Consider the following 17,010-nt stretch of genomic DNA (forward strand, 5'->3'; position numbering starts at 1 on the left):
TGGTCCCCGACACCGGGCCCCGAACTGCCACCCGCCTCAGTGCTCCCCGAGCCGCCCCGACAGCCGCTCGTGCCGATCGGCGCTCGCCCCGTCGAGCCCGACGATCTCGACCGTCGTCCCGCGGCGTTCGTACTTCGTCGTGATCGCGTCCAGCGCCGCCACCGACGACGCGTCCCAGACGCGCGCGGCGCTGAGGTCGATGACGACCCGGGCGGGGTCCTCCGCGTAGGCGAACTGCGTCGTCAGGTCGTTGCTGGAGGCGAAGAACAGCTCACCGGTGACGCGGTACGACGCGGTGCCGCCCTCCACCACCCGCTCGGTCGCCGTCAGGTGCGCCACCCGCCGGGCGAACAGCACCATCGCCACCAGCACGCCGACGCCGACGCCGATCGCGAGGTTGTGGGTCCAGACCGTCACCACGACGGTGGCCACCATGACCGTCGTCTCCGACAGGGGCATCCGGCGCAGGGTCGCGGGCCGCACGCTGTGCCAGTCGAAGGTCCCGACGCAGACCATGATCATCACGGCCACGAGCGCCGCCATCGGGATGAGCGCCACGACGTCGCCGAACCCGACGACCAGCACGAGCAGGAAGACGCCCGCCAGGAAGGTCGAGAGCCGCGTGCGGGCGCCCGAGACCTTCACGTTGATCATCGTCTGGCCGATCATGGCGCAGCCGCCCATGCCGCCGAAGAAGCCCGTGACCACGTTGGCCGCGCCCTGGCCCCACGCCTCGCGGGTCTTGTCGGAGCCGGTGTCGGTGATGTCGTCGACCAGCTTCGCGGTCAGCAGCGACTCCAGCAGGCCGACGAGCGCCATGGCCAGCGCGTACGGCGCGATGATCTCGAGCGTGGCCGGCGTCCACGGCACGTCGGGCACGAACCACGACGGCAGGCTGTCGGGCAGCCGGCCCTGGTCGCCCACGTCGGGCATCCCCACCGAGCCGACGACCGTGAACGCCGTCAGCGCCACGATCGCGACGAGCGGGGCCGGCACCACCGAGCTCACGCGGGGTAGCCCCGCGATGAGGGCGATCCCGACGGCCGTCATCGGGTAGACCGCCCACGGCACGTCGACGAGGTGCTCGAGCTGCGCCACGAAGATGAGGATGGCCAGCGCGTTGACGAACCCGACCATCACCGAGCGCGGCACGAACCGCATCAACCGCGCCACCCCGAGCAGCGCGAGCACGACCTGCAGCACCCCGGCGAGCAGCACGGTCGCGATCAGGTAATCGAAGCCGTGGTCCCGCATCACGGGCGCGATCACCAGGGCGACCGCCCCCGTGGCGGCCGAGATCATCGCGGGCCGACCGCCGAGGAACGAGATCGCGACGGCCATCGTGAACGACGCGAACAGCCCGACCCGCGGGTCGACGCCCGCGATGATGGAGAAGGAGATGGCCTCGGGGATGAGCGCGAGCGCCACGACCAGGCCGGCGAGCACCTCGGTCCGCAGCAGCCGCGGCGAGCGCAGGGCGGCGCGCACGGTGGGCGCGCCCTGGGCGGCGAGGGCAGGCGCGTTCGACACGGGCGGTCTCCGTTCGGCAGGGTGGTCGTACGGCGGGCGCCGCGTCCGCACCGACCCTAACGTTGCGTGAGGGTTGTGACCCCGTCCGCGAGGAAGTGAGCCCGACCACATGCACGACCCGCTCGACAGCAGTGACCGGCCGGCCGTCATGCACATCGGCGAGGTCGCCGCCCGGACGGAGCTGTCGCTGCGGAGCCTCCGGCACTGGGAGGAGGTCGGGCTGCTCCAGCCGTCGGGGCGCACCGAGGGCGGCTTCCGGCTCTACACGGAGGACGACGTCGAGAAGATCCTCGTCATCCGTCGCATGAAGCCGCTCGGTTTCACCCTCGAGGAGATGAAGGCGGCACTCACCGAGGTCGAGGTGCTGCGCGATCCCGCCGCGTCCGCCGAGGCCATCGCCGGCGCCCGCGAGCAGCTGGCCGCCGTCCACGCCGACGCCGTCGAGCGCCGCGCCAAGCTCGTGCGGCAGCTCGCGATGGCCGACGAGTTCCTCGCCATCCTCGCCCGCGAGATGTGAGGCCGTGACCCTCAGGCCCAGGCCCGCAGCTTCTCGGGGTTGACGCACAGCCACACGTCGACGATCCGGCCGTCCTCCACGCGGAACGACGCCACCCCGTGGACCCGCCCGTCGACCGTCATCCGGTAGCCCAGCCCGTCGGCGGTGGCGACCTCCTCGAGCACCATCGCCGGCTGCTTCGTGCGCACCCCTAGCAGGAAGCGCAGCACCCGGTCGGCACCGTGGACCGGCTTGCGTGCCGCGCTCACCAGGCCCCCACCGTCGCTGCGGAGCACCACGTCGGGCGCCAGGGCCCGGAGCAGCGCGTCGAGGTCGCCCCGCCCGGCCGCGGCGACGAACGCCCGCACGACCGTGTCGTGGTCCTGCGGGACGACGACCGTCGACCGCTGCTCGCGCACGTGCCGGCGGGCCGACGTGGCGAGCTGACGGGTGGCGGCGGCCGAGCGTCCGACGACGGCGGCGACCTCGTCGTACGGGACCGCGAAGACGTCGTGCAGCACGAAGGCGACGCGTTCTGCCGGGGTCATCGCCTCGAGCACGACGAGCAGCGCCGTGCTGACGGCCTCGTCGAGCGTCACCCGGTCGGCCGGGTCGGGCGCCGGAGCCGGGGCCGTGCCGCTGAACAGGTCGGCCGGGACGGGCTCGGGGAGCCACTCGCCGACGTACCGCTCCCGGCGCGCCCGCGCCGACGTCAGCTGGTCGAGCGCGACCCGGCTCGCGACGCGCGTCAACCACCCGGCGGGGTTCGCGATGGCGGCGCGCTCGGGGTCGTCGAGGCGGTACCAGCGCACGTAGGTCTCCTGCACGACGTCCTCGGCGTCGGCCAGCGTGCCGGTCATCCGGTAGGCGAGCGCCAGCAGGCGCCGCCGCTCCTGCGCCACCTCGGCGAGCGTCTCCTCGGCCACGGGTCCCCCTTCGTCATCGGGCATCTTCCTCCGTACGACGACGCAGCGCCCCGAGACGTGAGGTCGTCCGGCGGTTTGCGCCCCCCGCACGACGGGCACGGGGCTGCGCATGGCTTCCCACGCGCGCAACGAGTTCGACGTCCCCGCCGCTCCCGCCGCCGTCGCCGACGCGGTGCAGCGCGTCGTGCACGACCAGGGCCACCGCCCGGTGGGCCAGAGCCCCGACGGGCGGCAGCTGTCGTTCGTCACCAAGAAGACGGCCCTCAACTGGGAGCTCGACACGACCGTGCTCATCACCCCGACGCCCCAGGGCTCGCACGTGACCATCGACCTCGACGTGCAGCAGGGCCGCCCGAAGGCGCTCCTCGACGGCCGCAAGAACAAGAAGGCCGCGCAGCGGCTCGCCGACCAGATCCAGGCCGCGATCGCCTGACCGCTTGGCCGCCTCGCCCATGCTGGCGTCATGGTGACCGAGTCCGACGTCGTCGTGGTGGGTGCCGGCCTGGCCGGCCTGCGGTGTGCGCACGAGCTGGAGCGCGCCGGGCTCGACGTCGTCGTGCTCGAGCGTTCCGACGCGCCCGGCGGCCGGATCCGCACGGAGTCCGTCGACGGCCACCTCCTCGACCGCGGCTTCCAGCTGCTCAACCCGGGCTACCCCGCCGTACGGCGCTGGGTCGACACCGACGGCCTCGACCTCCACGCGTTCGACGCGGGCGTCGCCCTGCGGGACGCGACCGGGACGCGGCGGCTCGGCCACCCCTGGCACGCGCCGCACCTGCTCGGCGCGTCGGCCGCGGCGGTGGCGGGCGACGTGCCGTCGGGCCTGCGGCTCGCCCGCTGGCTCGCGCCGGTCCTGCGCCCGTCGCGCCGGACGCTGACCGAGCGCCTGCTGGTGAAGCCCGACGGCGACCTGGCGGGCAGCCTCGACGCCGCCGGGGTGCGCGGCGTGCCGCGCACGGTGCTCGACCGGTTCCTCGCGGGCGTGGTGCTCGACGACACGGGCGCGTCGTCGGCGCAGTTCGCGCGGCTGCTCATCAGCTCGTTCGTCGCCGCCACCCCGGCCCTGCCGCGTGAGGGGATGGAGGCGCTCCCCCGCCAGCTCGCGGCGCGCCTGGCCGCACCCGTGCGCACGGGCGTCGAGGTCGACGGGGTCGTGCGGGGTCGCACCCCCGTCGTACGGACCTCCGGTGGCGAGCACCACGCCCGCGCCGTCGTCGTCGCGACGGCCGCCCCGGCGGCGGAGGACCTGCTGGGCACGCCGGCGCCGCCGCAACGCGGGGTCGTGACGGAGTGGTACACCACCGACGAGCCGCCCGCGCCTCCCGAGCGGGCGCGGCTGCTCCACGTCGACGGCCACGACCGCCCGACCGGTCCGCTCGTCAACACGGCGGTGATGTCGACGGCGGCGCCGAGCTACGCGCCGCCCGGGAAGCACCTGGTCGCGGCCTCGGCGCTCCTCGGGCCCGACCGGCCCGTCCCGTCGTCCGCGGCGATGCGGGCCCACGCCGGCGCGCTGCTCGGCACGGACCCCGGGTCGTGGCAGCTGCTCCGACGCGACGACGTGCCCCACGCGCTACCCGCCCAGCTGCCGCCGCTGACCCACCGGCGTCGTACGGACCTCGGCGACGGGATCTTCGTCGCCGGCGACCACCGCGACACCGCCTCCATCCAGGGCGCGCTCGTCAGCGGACACCGCGCCGCGGCGGCCGTGCTCACGGCGCTCGGGGTGGCCCGGTGAACCCCGTGCTCGTCGTCGGCGCCGGCATCGCGGGCGTCGCCTGCGGCCGCGCGCTCACCGACGCCGGCGTGCCGGTACGGGTCGTCGACCGCGGCCACCGCGTCGGCGGGCGGATGGCGTCGCGGACGATCGCGGAGCGGCCGGTGGACCTGGGCGCGTCGTACTTCACCGTCCCCCGCGACGACGCCGAGTTCGCCGCGGTGGTCGAGCGGTGGCGCACGACGGGGCTCGCGCGGGAGTGGACGGACACCTTCCACACCACCGCCGACGGCGCCCTCACGACGAAGCCCGGGCCCGTGCGCTGGGGTGCCCCCGGCGGGCTGCGCTCCCTGGTCGAGGACCTGGCGGCTCCCCTCGACGTACGCCGCGGGACCGTCACCTCCGTCGACGTCGGTTCGGAGGGGCCGGTGGTCGACGGCGAGCCGGTGCGCGCGGTCGTGCTGGCGATGCCGGACCCGCAGGCCCACCGCCTGCTGGCCGATCCGCTCGCGGACGTCGCGGCCCGGTTGGACCGGGAGTTCGAGCCGGTGCTGGCGCTCGTGGCGTCGTTCGCGGAGCGCACCTGGGCCGTCGACGGCGTCTTCGTCGACGGTCCGGAGCTGTCGTTCGTGGCCGACGACGGACGGCGTCGCGGCGACGATGCCCCCGTGCTCGTCGCCCACTCGACCCCGGAGCTCGCGCGGTCGCACCTCGACGAGCCCGACGGGGCCGCGCCCGCGATGGTGGCGGCGCTGCGTCGTCTGCTCGACCTGCCCGAACCCGCGGACACCATCGTCCACCGCTGGTCGTTCGCGCGGCCGACGGGGGACCGCGACGCGCCGTACCTCCTCGACGACCGCGGCATCGGCGTCTGCGGCGACGGGTGGGGTCCGACCCCACGCGTCGCGACCGCGTGGCGGTCGGGGCACGAGCTCGGGACGGCGATGGCGGAGCGCCTCGGCTGACCCCCGGTCCGGCGGGAACGACGCCGGCTGGTAGCAACGTCCCGTGCCCGACCCCGTGCCCTTCGCCGACTCGCCGAACCGTCTCGTCGCGGTGACGGTCGCGCGCCGGGAGCAGCTGTCGCCGGCCTTCGTGCGGCTCGGCCTCACCGGTCCCGGTCTCGCCGCCTTCGCGCCGGCGGGCCGCGACCTGCGCGTCAAGATCCTGCTGCCGGGACCGGACGGCCACCCGGTGTGCCTCGCCGACGGCCTCACCGAGGCCGCGTGGCGCGCGGCCTGGCGCGCGCTCCCGCTGGCGGAGCGACCGGTGATGCGCAGCTACACCGCGCCGCGCGTCGACCCCGCCGCCCGGTGGCTCGACCTCGACGTCTACCTCCACGAGCCCGCCGGCCCGGCGAGCGCGTGGGCGGCGAGGGCCGCGCTCGGCGATCCCCTGCTCGTCTCGGGACCGGCCCAGGGGGCGGGCGACCCGGACCACGGCGTGCAGTGGCACCCCGGCGCCGCCACCCGTGTCGTCATCGGCGCCGACGAGACGGCGTTCCCCGCCGTCGCCGGCATCCTCGCCACGCTCGGGCCCGACACGCGCGCGACGCTGCTGCTCGAGGCCGCCGACCCGGCCGACACTGCTCCGTTCGTCGACGCCGCCGACCCCCGCCTCGAGGTGCACCACGTCGCGCGGGACGGGCGACCCGGCGGCGTACCGCTCCTGGAGGCGGGGGGCGCCTGGGCGCGACGGTACGGCGCGGGTGCCGCCGCCGCGGGCGCGGCGTTCTACGGGTGGTTCGCCACGGAGAGCGCGCGGGTGGCGGAGCTGCGGCGGTCGCTGCTGGAGGTCGGGCTCGGCGCGGAGCGGGTGCACACGCAGGGCTACTGGATCGACCGGGCCGGGCGCGCCCGCGACTGACGTGGGGGCGGGCGCGGGGCGCGGGTCGCCGCGAACTTAGGTATTGCTAACCTTCCCTGCCGTCCGCTCGTCCCACCCGAAAGGGTCCCCGTGAACCTGCACCGCCGCGCGACCGCGCTCACCGTCTCCGCCCTCACCTGCCTGGCCCTCGCCGGCTGCGGCAACCCCGCCGACGCGGGCGACGACGCCACGGACGAGAAGCGCGCGGTCACCCACGCGCGCGGCGAGACGGAGGTGCCGGCCGACCCGCAGCGCGTCGTCGTGCTGGAGCCGGTGCAGCTCGACACCGCCGTCGCGCTCGGCGCGACCCCGGTGGGCGCCGCGGTGCTCAACGAGGCGGCGGGCGTGCCGGCATACCTCGGCGACGAGGCCGCCGACATCGAGACCGTCGGCACCGTCACCGAGCCCGACGTGGACCGGATCGCGGCGCTCCGCCCCGACCTCATCATCGGCACGGAGTCGCGGCACTCGGCGCTCTACGACCAGCTGAGCGACGTGGCGCCGACCGTCTTCATGGCGTCGCAGGCCGACCCCTGGCAGGACAACGTGCGCTTCGTCGCCGAGGCGCTGGGCGACACCGACGGCGCCGACGAGCTGCTCGACGGCTACCAGGAGCGCTGCGACGAGATCGCCGATGAGTTCACGACCGAGGGGCAGACCGCGCAGCTCGTGCGGCCGCGGGACGGGCTCGTGACGCTCTACGGCCCGACGTCGTTCGCGGGCAGCACGCTCGAGTGCGCCGGCTTCACGACCCCCGACCGTCCGGAGTGGGCCGACGAGATCTCCGCCGACCTGTCGCCGGAGCGGGTGCTCGAGGCGCAGGCCGACCTCGTGCTCGTCACGACGACGGACGTCGACGACCCGTCGACGCTGCCGACCGCCTTCACGGCAAACGCCGACGCGTTCCCCGACCTCCACCTCGTCGACCAGTCGTTCTGGATCACCGGCGTCGGCCCCCTCGGCGGCCAGGCCGTGCTCGACGACCTCGAGCGGATCCTGTCCGGCTCGTGACCCGTCGGCGGTTCCCGCTGCTGCTGCTGCTGCTCGTCGCCGCGATCCCGGCGGCGGTGGCGCTGTCCCTGTTCGTCGGCTCCAACCCGGTGCCGCCGGGCGACGTCTGGGCGGCACTTACGGGCGGCGGGGACCCCACCGCGGCGTACGTCGTCGACCACCAGCGGCTCCCGCGCACCGTCGCGGGGGTCGTCGTCGGCCTCGCGCTCGGCGTCGCGGGGGCGCTCATGCAGGCCTACACGCGGAACCCGTTCGCCGACCCCGGCCTGCTCGGCGTCAGCGCGGGGGCGTCGTTCGCGGTCGCGATCGCGGTGGCGTACGTCGGCGTGACGCAGCCAGCGGCGTACGTCTGGTTCGCCGTCGTCGGCGCCCTTCTCGCGAGCCTGCTCGTGGTGCTGCTCGGGCGGCCGACGGACCCGCGCGTGCCGCCCACCCGGCTCGTGCTCACCGGCGTCGCCGTCGGCGCCGTGCTCGCGGGCCTCACCACGGGCATCTCGCTGAGTGACCCCGACGCGTTCGAGCGGATGCTGACGTGGCACGCGGGGAGCCTGATCGACCGGGGGTACGACGTCACGCTCGCCGTCCTCCCGCTCCTCGTGCTCGGCGGGATCGCCGCCGCCCTCACCTCGCCGGCGCTCAACGCGGTCGCCCTCGGGCGAGACGTGGCCCAGGCGCAGGGCGTGGACCTGCGCCGGGCCGACGCGCTGACCTTGGTCGCGGTCACGCTGCTGGCGGCCGGGGCAGCGGCGGTCGCGGGACCGGTCGCGTTCGTCGGCCTCGTGGTGCCGCACGTCGTGCGGTGGTGCGTGGGCGTCGACCAGCGGACGATCCTCGCGGTCTCGGCCGTGGCCGGGATCGTGCTGGTGCTCGTCGCCGACGTCGTCGGGCGGGTCGCGGTGCTGCCCGGGGAGATGCCGGCGGGGATCGTGACGGCGTTCCTCGGGGCGCCCGTGCTCGTGCTGCTCGCGCGTCGGTCGAAGGCGACGGGGCTGTGAGCGGCCCCCTGCTCCTGGGGAGCGAGCGCGTCCACGTCGGTCTCGTCCGGCGGGAGCTCGTGGTGTGCGCGGTGCTGCTCGTCGCGGCGCTCGGGCTCGGGTTCGTCGGGCTGTGGGCGGGTGACTTCCCGCTGACCCCGGCCGAGGTGGGCGGCGCGCTGCTCGGTGCGCCGTTCCCGGCGGTCGAGCCGATCGTCTACACGGTCGTCGTCGAGTGGCACCTGCCCCGCGTGGTCGCGGCCCTCGTGTTCGGGGCGGCGCTGGCGGCGTCGGGCGCGATCTTCCAGACGATCACCCGCAACCCGCTGGCGAGCCCCGACGTCATGGGCCTGGCGAACGGGTCGTTCACCGGGATGCTGCTCGGGCTCGTGCTCCTCGGCGGCGCGTGGGCCGGGATCATGGCGGGCGCGCTGGTGGGCGGGCTGCTGACGGCGGCCCTCATCTACGTGCTGGCGTTGCGGGACGGGTTGCGCGACTTCCGGTTCATCGTGGTCGGGATCGGCGTCTCCGCGTTCCTGGCAGCGCTGAACTCGTGGATCCTCCTGCGGATCGACGTCGAGACCGCGCTGTTCGCCTCGGCGTGGGGCGCGGGGACGCTCAACAACGCGACGGCGGGGGCGGTGTGGCCGGCCGCGGCCTTCCTGGTCGTCCTCCTGCTCCTCCTGCCGTGGGGCGTCGCCTCGCTGCGCCAGCTGGAGCTCGGCGACGACCTGGCCCGGTCGACCGGCCTCGCGCTCGACCGCCACCGCGCGGCGCTGCTGCTGCTCGCCGTCGCGCTCGTGAGCGCGGTGACGACGGTGGCCGGCCCGATCGCGTTCGTGGCGCTGGCGGCGCCGCAGATCGCGCGGCGGCTCGTGCGCTCGCCGGGCATCCCGCTGGCGGCGAGCTGCTGCACCGGGGCCGTGCTGCTGCTGGGGGCCGACCTCGTGGCCCAGCACGTCGTCCCCCTGACCGTGCCCGTCGGCGTCGTCACCGTGGTGATCGGCGGGGCATACCTGACCTGGCTCCTGCGACGAGAGATGCGGACCGACCGATGACCCCTGCTCCTTCCCGTCTGGTGGCCGAGGGCCTGACGCTGCGGTACGACGAGCGCACCGTCGCCACCGACCTGAGTGTGGTCGTGCCGGACGACCGGTTCACCGTCATCCTCGGCCCCAACGCCTGCGGCAAGTCGACCCTGCTGCGGGCGCTGTCGGGACTGCTGGCCCCGGCCGCGGGGCGGGTGCTGCTCGACGGAGCGCCGCTGTCGTCGCTGCCGGCGAAGGAGCGGGCTCGGCGGATGGCGCTGCTGCCCCAGACGATGAGCGCCCCGGAGGGGATCACCGTGCGGGAGCTGGTGCACCGCGGCCGGTTCGCCCACCAGCGCGTGCTGCGGCGCCATTCCTCTGCTGATCGCGAGGCCGTCGCGGTCGCCCTGGAGGAGACCCACGTGGCCGACCTGGCGGACCGCCGGCTCGACGAGCTGTCGGGCGGCCAGCGCCAACGGGTCTGGATCGCGATGACGCTCGCCCAGGACACCCCGCTCGTGCTGCTCGACGAGCCCACGACCTTCCTCGACCTGCCCCACCAGATCGAGGTGCTCAACGTGCTGCACCGGCTCGTGGCCCGCGGCCGCACGGTCGTCGCGGTGCTCCACGACCTCAACCTGGCCGCGCGGTACGCCGACCACGTCATCGCGATGCGCGCGGGATCGGTGGTGGCGGAGGGACCGCCTTCCCTGACCGTGACGGAGCCGCTGCTGCGGTCGGTGTTCGGGTTGGACGCCACCGTCCTCCCCGACCCCCTCACCGGCTCCCCCCTGGTCGTACCGGCCGACTCCCGCACCTGACGCCGCGTCGAGCTGGGTTGTACGGCGCGGCAGATGCGTCGAGTTGGGAGAAACGCGCACGGCGGGTCGCGGGTCCGCGCAGCATGTCTCCATGGGGGACGCATCCGAGAAGGTCCTGCGGCTCCGCCGCGACGACACGTGCCGGGTGTGCGCCGCGCCGCTCGCTGCCGGCGTCACCGCGACGTACGAATGCGCCGGCCGCACCGTCCGCTGCCTCACCTGCCCGGCGGAGGACGCCGTCGTCGACCCCGGTACGGCGGGGGCGTCCGCCCGCCGCGAGCACGAGCGGCGCCGGGACCGACGCGAGCGGCGCGTGCGGGAGAAGCACCCGCGGATCGGAGGCTTCCTGCTCGCGGTGACCGACGACCCCGCGTCGACGCGGTCCTGGGAGACCGGCGCCGCCGGGGAGGAGCGCCTCGGCGTGCGGCTCGACGGCATCGCCTCGGAGGCGGTCCGCGTGCTGCACGACCGGCGCATCCCGGGTAGCCGCGCCAACATCGACCACCTCGTCGTCACCGCGGGAGGGGTGTGGGTGGTGGACGCGAAGCGGTACGCCGGCCGCCCGACCCTCCGCATCGAGGGCGGCCTGCTGCGCCCCCGCGTCGAGAAGCTCGTCGTCGCGGGCCGCGACCGGACGAAGCTCGTCGACGGCGTGCTCCGGCAGGTCGAGGTGGTCACCGACGTGCTGGGCGATGCCACGCCCGTGCGCGGGGCACTCTGCTTCGTCGAGGCCGACTGGCCCTTGATCGGCGGCGCGTTCACGACCCGCGGCGTCGAGGTGCTGTGGCCGAAGAAGCTGGCGGCGACGGTGACCGCGCCGGCCGCGGCAGTGCTCGACGTCGCTGCGGTTCACCAACGGCTCGCGATCGCGCTCCGACCGGCTTGACGGGGCCACGAGGTTCTGCGGAACGGATGCAGTTCTGGCCTCTCCAGAACGGCATCCGTTCCGCAGAACTCGTCGCCGAGCTGGTCTGGGCGTCGGCCGTACCGGCCGACCTCCCCCACAGGGTCACGAACGACAGCCGCCCGCCCCTGCTCGCCGTCGTACGTGACCCCTTCCGGAGCCGCGTAGCGCGCCACCGCCCGACCCTCCCCGGACGTCATACGCACCGGTCGCCCCGCGCGCCGCTTCGCATGACGTCCTGCGGCACCCCTCGCGGACGTCATACACGCCGACCACCCCGACGACCGCTTCGCATGACGTCCCGGGCCACCGCGACCACCCCAGAAAAACTTTCTTGTCAATCTGACCCAAACCCCTTGCCTCCCAATTAATTGTCACGCAGACTATTAGTCATGAGCACCGACACGGACCTCCTCCAGAAGGTCGAGGCGGCCACCACCCCGGCGGACCTCTTCGGCCCGCAGGACGGCTCGGACCAGGTGCGGCGGCGCGCGCGTCGTACCCACCGCGTCATCGCCACCGCCCTCCACCCCGACCGCCGCGACCCGGCGATCGACGCCGCCCGCGGGGACGCCGCCTTCGCCAAGGCCACGACCTTCTTCGAGCAGTGGAGCAACGGCGTCGAGGCAGTGGACGACGCGACGATCATCGGCACGCGCGGCATCTGGACGATCGGCGCCCAGGTGGGCCGCGGCACGGTCGCGAACCTCTACGCCGTCTCCGGCGGCGACGCGGTCGTCAAGATCGCCCGTCGGCGCTCGTCGTCGCGGTACCTCCGCAACGAGCGGACGGCCCTGACCCGGCTGGCTGAGCTCACCGACGACGAGCGCTGGCTCGCGCCGTACCTCCCCCGCCTCCTCGACACCGCGACCCTGCGCAGCCCCGACGGGAGCACGAGCGAGCAGCGCGAGGCCAACGTGCTCGGCTCGCTGACCCGCGCCGACGGGTTCGTCCCGCTGACCGCCGTGCAGGCGGCGGCCCCCGGCGGGCTCGACGGCCGCGACTGGGCCTGGATGCAGCGGCGGATCATCCGCGCGCTCGCCGCGGTCCACGCGATCGGGATCGTCCACGGCGCCCTGCTGCCGGAGAACGTCCTCATCCATCCCGAGGAGCACGGGGTCGTCCTCGCGGGCTGGTCGTTCGCGACCCGGCCCGGCCGCCCGGCCGAGGGGGTCGTCGCGTCGCAGGCCGCGGCGTACCCGCCCGAGGTCACCGGCGGCGTCGTCACCCCGGCGACGGACGTCGCGATGCTCGGCGCGCTCGGGCTGGCGATGCTGCGGCCCGACCAGCGGGTGCAGCGGCGGTTCTCCGCCGGCCTGCGGCAGGACGCCCCGGGCATGCGGCCGCGGGCCGCTGACCTGCAGGGGGAGTACGACGAGCTGCTCGACCGGCTCTACGGGCCGCGGCGGTTCCGCCCCCTCGACCTGGCCGTCTGAACGGCCCCCACCCACCCACACCGAAGCGACAGACACGAGAGGAACAGGACAATGGGCAACGGAGCATGGAGCGACCGGACCTTCGCCGCATCGGCGGGCGCGCGCCGGCGCAGCGGTCAGGCGGCGTTCGGCTACAGCGACGACGTACGCCGCAAGCCGACCTCGCAGTGGAAGGCACACCCGACGCTCGACCCCAACGGCGTCACCCTCCGCGAGTCGCGCGACTCGGCGGAGCACCCCAACAGCACCCCGATCGCCGTCTTCTTCGACGTGACGGGCTCGATGGGCACGGTCCCGCAGCAGATGCAGGGCGAGCTGTCGAAGCTGCACGGGCTGCTGCAGCGGAAGGGCTACGTCGACGACCCGCAGATCATGTTCGGCGCGATCGGTGACGCGGACACGGACTACGTGCCGCTGCAGGTCGGCCAGTTCGAGTCGGACAACCGCATGGACGAGCAGCTGCGCTCGATCTTCCTCGAGGGCAACGGCGGCGGCCAGATGAGCGAGTCCTACGAGCTCGCGGCCTACTTCATGGCCCGCCACACCGCGACCGACGCGTGGGAGAAGCGCGGCAAGAAGGGCTACCTGTTCGTCATCGGCGACGAGATGGGCAAGCGCAAGATCCGGGCGCGGCAGCTGCGCGACATCCTCGGCGTGAAGACGCGGGAGGACGTGCGCTCGGAGGACCTGTGGCGCGAGGTCGAGGAGCGCTGGGAGGTGTTCTTCATCCTGCCGCGGCAGACGGCGCACTACGACAACCCGCAGGTCAACGGCTACTGGCGCGACATGCTCGGCGAGCGCCTGCTGCGCCTCGACGACCCGCGCGCGGTCTGCGACCTGATCGCCCTGACGGTCGGCCTGCTCGAGGACGCCATCGACCTCGACGAGGGCCTCGAGGACCTGCGCGACGTCGGCAGCACGAGCGGCGGCGCGGTCTCGCGGGCGCTCGCCACGGTCGGTACGGCGCGGGGCACCGCCACGCTCCCCGCTCGGGTCGCGCGCGACCTGGGCACGGAGCCGGACGACCTGGCCTGAGCCGGGCCCGACCACTCGAACGAGAGGAGGAGCGAGATGACCACCCAGCCGCACCGCATCGTCATTGGCCTCGGCTTCGGCGACGAGGCCAAGGGCGCGACCGTCGACCGGCTCTGCGCGGAGGGCGGTGTGGCGGCGGTCGTCCGCTTCTCCGGCGGGCCGCAGGCGGCGCACAACGTCGTCGTGGGCGGGGTCCACCACACGTTCCGGCAGTTCGGGAGCGGGACGCTCGCGGGGGTGGCGTCCTACCTGAGCCGGTACGTGTTGGTGAGCCCCGAGGCGCTGGGGGCCGAGGCGGACGAGCTGGCCGCGTGCGGCGTACCGGATCCCCTCGCCATGATCGCCGTCAGCCCGGACGCCCTGGTCGTCACGCCGGTGCACCGCGCCGCGAACCGCACACGGGAGGACCTGCGCGGCGATGCGCGCCACGGGTCGTGCGGCCTGGGGGTCGGGGAGACGCAGCTCTACGCGCTGCCCGAGAACGGGGGTGCGGCGGCGATCCGCGTGCGGGACTGCCTCACGCCGGACGTGCTGCGGGTGAAGCTGGCGGCGCTGCTGGAGCACTACGCGCCGCTCCTCGCGCAGGGCACGCACGAGGTGCCGTCCCTGCGGGAGATGGCGGTGGACCTGCTGGAGTTCGGGGCGGCGGTGGAGATCGTCCCCGACGTCGCCTACCTGACGGCGGCGGCCGCCGCCGGGTCGCTCGTGTTCGAGGGCTCGCAGGGCGTGCTGCTCGACGAGTGGCGCGGGTTCCACCCGCACACGACGTGGTCGACGGTGACGCCGGCGCCGGCGCAGGCCCTGCTGGCGGAGGCGGGCCTCGGCCGGGGCGAGGTCTGGGGTGCCGTGCGGTCCTACGCCACGCGCCACGGCGCCGGGCCATTCCCGACGGAGGACCGCACGCTGGAGCTGCCGGAGGAGCACAACGGCTACGGCGCCTACCAGGGCGACTGGCGCACCGGGCACCTCGACCTCGTGCTGCTCGACTACGCGGCGCGGGTGTGCCGTTCAGCCGGCGGGCTCGACCTCCTCGCCGTGAGCCACCTCGATGCGGCGCCGGTGGGGGTGGCGGCGGGGTACGCCTCGCTGCCGCTGGGGGACTTCACCGACCTCGACCACCAGTCGCGGTTGACGGCCGCCCTCGCGGCGTCCCGGCCGCAGGTCACGCCGTTGGAGGGCCCGGTCGACGAGGTCATCGCACGGTGCGTCGGGGTGCCGGTGGGCATGCGGGCGTACGGCGCGGCGCGGGCCGACCGGGTGCTGGAGGTCGGTCGCGAGGCGGCGGGGCTTGCTGCATAACCGTCAGCGACCTCGGCCTTGGTGATGGTTAGTGCTATAAACATCACCAAGGAGAGATCAACTGTGGGAGGGGAGGGACCACATGACTCCGCCGTCGCCTCCCGCCGCGACGTGGCCGTCGGTCATCCGCGAGACGCGCTCGTGGCGGACGAATCCTGACCAGCGCGGACCGAACGGGCTGCGTCCCAACCGACTCGACCGCATGTTCACGGAGACGACGGTCGAGATCCCCGCCCGCATCGCAGCGCTCCCGGTCCCGGCCGCCACCCCCGACGTCCTCGCCCGCAACGACGCGGCGGTCGCCGCCATCGCGAGCCTGGAGGGTCGTGCCGACCACCTGGCCGGACTGGACGGCCTGCTGGTGCGCACCGAGGCCGTCGCGTCGTCACGGATCGAGCGCGTGTACGCCGACCTCGACGACGTCGCGCGCGCGTCCATCGGCGAGGAGGCCGGGGAGACGGCTCGGTCGACCGTGGCGGCCATGCGTGCCCTCCGCGCGCTGAGCGAGGCGTGCGGGCTGACCAGCCCGCTCGACGAGCCGAAGATCCTGGCTGCGCATGCGGCGCTGATGGGCCAGGATCGGCTCGAGTCGGAGTTCGCTGGCCGCTGGCGCACCCAGCAGAACTGGATCGGGGGCAGCGACACCTCACCCCGCGGCGCCGTCCACGTCCCACCGCCCCCCGAGCTCGTTCCCGAGCTGGTGAAGGACCTCGTGCGCTTCGCCGAGCGCCGCGACCTTCCCGCACTCGTCCACGCCGCGATCGCCCATGCCCAGTTCGAGGCGATCCACCCGTTCACGGACGGCAACGGCCGCATCGGCCGCGCCATCATCGGCGCGATCCTCCGCTACCGGGGGCTCACCGTCGGCGCCACGGTTCCCGTCGCCGCAGCGATGCTCGCCGATGTCGACACCTACTTCGACGCGCTCGCGGACTACCGGAGCGGGGACATCGGACCCATCGTCGATCTCACGGTCGCGGCAGCAGCCACCGCCGCGGCCTGCGCGGCGGAGAGCGCGGATCGCCTCGCTGCGCTGCCCGAGCAGTGGCGCACCGCGGCGGGCGTACGGCGCGGAGCGTCCGCGCTGTCGATCATCGACGGCCTGCTCCGCCAGCCCATCCTCGACGTGTCACGCGCCGTGGAGCTCACAGGCGCCACACCGCGACGGACCTACGTTGCCCTGGACCTGCTGGTCGAAGCCGGGGTGCTCGACGAGATCACCGGTGGACGCCGCAACCGCATCTGGGTCGCAGCCGACGTGATGGCGGAGCTGGAGCAGCTCGAGCGGCAGATCGGAGTGCGGCAGCGGCCGTCCCAGCGCTACCGCTGATCCCTCAGTGCAGCCCCGCGTCCGCCTCCGTCACGCGCCACGCGTGGAACCGCACGGCGAGCCCCGCCCGCGTCGGTGAGCAGAGGTAGGGCCCGGCCTCGGCGGAGAGCGCTCCGTCGAACGGCGTCACCCTGACGAACTGCCGCTCCTCCCCCTCGAGCCCCGCCCGCACGACGAGCGCGTCGGCGGACCGGCTGACCCGCACCGTCACGCGCCGTCCCGACCAGTCGTCGACCGGCGCGACGGACCAGTCCGACCACCCGCGGGTCACGACGGCGCCGAGCTGCAGCCGTCCGTCGGAGCGCTCGAGCCCCGCCTTCACCCAGGTCTCCTCGTCGACGGCGACGAACACGCCCGCCTGGTCGAACTGCTCGGGCAGGTCGGCCGTGAAGGTCACCTCCAGCGCCGTACCCACCGCGAACGGCGCCACCAGCGCGTGCGCGGAGTCGTGGACGAAGCCGTACGAGGTGCGTCGCCACGCGTCCGAGCCCTCCGCCGCCGTGACGACGAGGTCGTCGCTGTCGGGGGTGGCCGCGACCGGGGCGTGGGTCCAGCGGCCGGTGGTCCAGGGCTGGTGCGTCATGGCTCCATCGTGTCGGTTCCGACCCTCGTGCAACCGTCCGGACCCGCCGAGCGT

The 17,010-nt window shown here is 74.6% G+C and carries 17 protein-coding genes; 14 read left to right on the plus strand and 3 right to left on the minus strand.

What is annotated here, in order from left to right; translation table 11 throughout:
• Window positions 1-36 precede the first annotated feature (36 nt).
• On the minus strand, window positions 37-1,530 hold the full coding sequence (locus tag PIR53_16230) for a SulP family inorganic anion transporter (GenBank protein ID WZH51557.1): 1,494 nt from the start codon (window positions 1,528-1,530) through the stop codon (window positions 37-39).
• A gap of 109 nt (window positions 1,531-1,639) precedes the next feature.
• On the opposite strand from PIR53_16230, the gene PIR53_16235 reads away from it, so the two are divergent.
• Window positions 1,640-2,047 carry a MerR family transcriptional regulator gene (locus PIR53_16235; GenBank protein ID WZH51558.1) on the plus strand — a complete coding sequence of 136 codons (408 nt, stop codon included), beginning with the start codon at window positions 1,640-1,642 and terminating at the stop codon, window positions 2,045-2,047.
• Between the two features lie 11 nt (window positions 2,048-2,058).
• On the opposite strand, the gene sigJ is transcribed toward PIR53_16235, so the two are convergent.
• Window positions 2,059-2,952 (minus strand): RNA polymerase sigma factor SigJ, encoded by an 894-nt coding sequence (gene sigJ, locus PIR53_16240; protein ID WZH51559.1) that lies wholly within the window; start codon window positions 2,950-2,952, stop codon window positions 2,059-2,061.
• 109 nt (window positions 2,953-3,061) lie between these two features.
• On the opposite strand from sigJ, the gene PIR53_16245 reads away from it, so the two are divergent.
• From PIR53_16245 to PIR53_16305, 13 genes are all read left to right on the plus strand, one after another.
• Entirely contained in the window at window positions 3,062-3,385 is a 324-nt protein-coding gene (locus PIR53_16245) for a hypothetical protein (protein ID WZH51560.1), read from the plus strand.
• A 30-nt stretch (window positions 3,386-3,415) separates the two neighbouring features.
• The gene (locus PIR53_16250) at window positions 3,416-4,690 is read left to right on the plus strand and encodes an FAD-dependent oxidoreductase (GenBank protein ID WZH51561.1); all 1,275 of its coding nucleotides are present in this window, start codon (window positions 3,416-3,418) and stop codon (window positions 4,688-4,690) included.
• Entirely contained in the window at window positions 4,687-5,634 is a 948-nt protein-coding gene (locus tag PIR53_16255) for an FAD-dependent oxidoreductase (GenBank protein ID WZH51562.1), read from the plus strand. The genes PIR53_16250 and PIR53_16255 overlap by 4 nt, the downstream gene beginning before the upstream one ends.
• Before the next feature lie 43 nt (window positions 5,635-5,677).
• Window positions 5,678-6,535: a siderophore-interacting protein gene (locus tag PIR53_16260; GenBank protein WZH51563.1), complete on the plus strand. Its 858-nt coding sequence runs from the start codon at window positions 5,678-5,680 to the stop codon at window positions 6,533-6,535.
• A 90-nt stretch (window positions 6,536-6,625) separates the two neighbouring features.
• Entirely contained in the window at window positions 6,626-7,546 is a 921-nt protein-coding gene (locus PIR53_16265; protein ID WZH51564.1) for an iron-siderophore ABC transporter substrate-binding protein, read from the plus strand.
• Complete coding sequence (locus tag PIR53_16270) at window positions 7,543-8,541, plus strand: iron chelate uptake ABC transporter family permease subunit (protein ID WZH51565.1); 999 nt, start codon at window positions 7,543-7,545, stop codon at window positions 8,539-8,541. The genes PIR53_16265 and PIR53_16270 overlap by 4 nt, the downstream gene beginning before the upstream one ends.
• A complete protein-coding gene (locus tag PIR53_16275) occupies window positions 8,538-9,578 on the plus strand; it encodes an iron chelate uptake ABC transporter family permease subunit (GenBank protein ID WZH51566.1) in 1,041 nt (346 codons plus the stop codon). The genes PIR53_16270 and PIR53_16275 overlap by 4 nt, the downstream gene beginning before the upstream one ends.
• Window positions 9,575-10,369 (plus strand): ABC transporter ATP-binding protein, encoded by a 795-nt coding sequence (locus PIR53_16280; protein ID WZH51567.1) that lies wholly within the window; start codon window positions 9,575-9,577, stop codon window positions 10,367-10,369. Before PIR53_16275 ends, PIR53_16280 begins: the two co-directional genes overlap by 4 nt.
• Before the next feature lie 91 nt (window positions 10,370-10,460).
• A complete protein-coding gene (locus tag PIR53_16285) occupies window positions 10,461-11,255 on the plus strand; it encodes a nuclease-related domain-containing protein (protein ID WZH51568.1) in 795 nt (264 codons plus the stop codon).
• Between the two features lie 410 nt (window positions 11,256-11,665).
• On the plus strand, window positions 11,666-12,709 hold the full coding sequence (locus tag PIR53_16290) for a hypothetical protein (protein WZH51569.1): 1,044 nt from the start codon (window positions 11,666-11,668) through the stop codon (window positions 12,707-12,709).
• 51 nt (window positions 12,710-12,760) lie between these two features.
• Window positions 12,761-13,744, plus strand: a complete 984-nt coding sequence (locus tag PIR53_16295; GenBank protein WZH51570.1) for a hypothetical protein — start codon at window positions 12,761-12,763, stop codon at window positions 13,742-13,744.
• A 36-nt stretch (window positions 13,745-13,780) separates the two neighbouring features.
• On the plus strand, window positions 13,781-15,043 hold the full coding sequence (locus PIR53_16300) for an adenylosuccinate synthetase (protein ID WZH51571.1): 1,263 nt from the start codon (window positions 13,781-13,783) through the stop codon (window positions 15,041-15,043).
• 82 nt (window positions 15,044-15,125) lie between these two features.
• Entirely contained in the window at window positions 15,126-16,373 is a 1,248-nt protein-coding gene (locus tag PIR53_16305) for a Fic family protein (protein ID WZH51572.1), read from the plus strand.
• Between the two features lie 4 nt (window positions 16,374-16,377).
• On the opposite strand, the gene PIR53_16310 is transcribed toward PIR53_16305, so the two are convergent.
• Entirely contained in the window at window positions 16,378-16,956 is a 579-nt protein-coding gene (locus tag PIR53_16310) for a DUF1349 domain-containing protein (GenBank protein WZH51573.1), read from the minus strand.
• Window positions 16,957-17,010 lie beyond the last annotated feature (54 nt).

The organism is Nocardioides alkalitolerans (genome assembly GCA_038184435.1).
In the GTDB taxonomy this organism is placed as follows: Bacteria; Actinomycetota; Actinomycetes; order Propionibacteriales; family Nocardioidaceae; genus Nocardioides; species Nocardioides alkalitolerans_A.

Bases quoted from the DNA above. Each gene is read 5' to 3' on its own strand.
- PIR53_16235 (WZH51558.1), top strand. From the start codon at position 1,640: ATGCACGACCCGCTCGACAGCAGTGACCGGCCGGCCGTCATGCACATC.
- PIR53_16245 (WZH51560.1), top strand. From the start codon at position 3,062: ATGGCTTCCCACGCGCGCAACGAGTTCGACGTCCCCGCCGCTCCCGCC.
- PIR53_16250 (WZH51561.1), top strand. From the start codon at position 3,416: ATGGTGACCGAGTCCGACGTCGTCGTGGTGGGTGCCGGCCTGGCCGGC.
- PIR53_16280 (WZH51567.1), top strand. From the start codon at position 9,575: ATGACCCCTGCTCCTTCCCGTCTGGTGGCCGAGGGCCTGACGCTGCGG.
- PIR53_16285 (WZH51568.1), top strand. From the start codon at position 10,461: ATGGGGGACGCATCCGAGAAGGTCCTGCGGCTCCGCCGCGACGACACG.
- PIR53_16290 (WZH51569.1), top strand. From the start codon at position 11,666: ATGAGCACCGACACGGACCTCCTCCAGAAGGTCGAGGCGGCCACCACC.
- PIR53_16295 (WZH51570.1), top strand. From the start codon at position 12,761: ATGGGCAACGGAGCATGGAGCGACCGGACCTTCGCCGCATCGGCGGGC.
- PIR53_16300 (WZH51571.1), top strand. From the start codon at position 13,781: ATGACCACCCAGCCGCACCGCATCGTCATTGGCCTCGGCTTCGGCGAC.
- PIR53_16305 (WZH51572.1), top strand. From the start codon at position 15,126: ATGACTCCGCCGTCGCCTCCCGCCGCGACGTGGCCGTCGGTCATCCGC.
- PIR53_16310 (WZH51573.1), bottom strand. From the start codon at position 16,956: ATGACGCACCAGCCCTGGACCACCGGCCGCTGGACCCACGCCCCGGTC.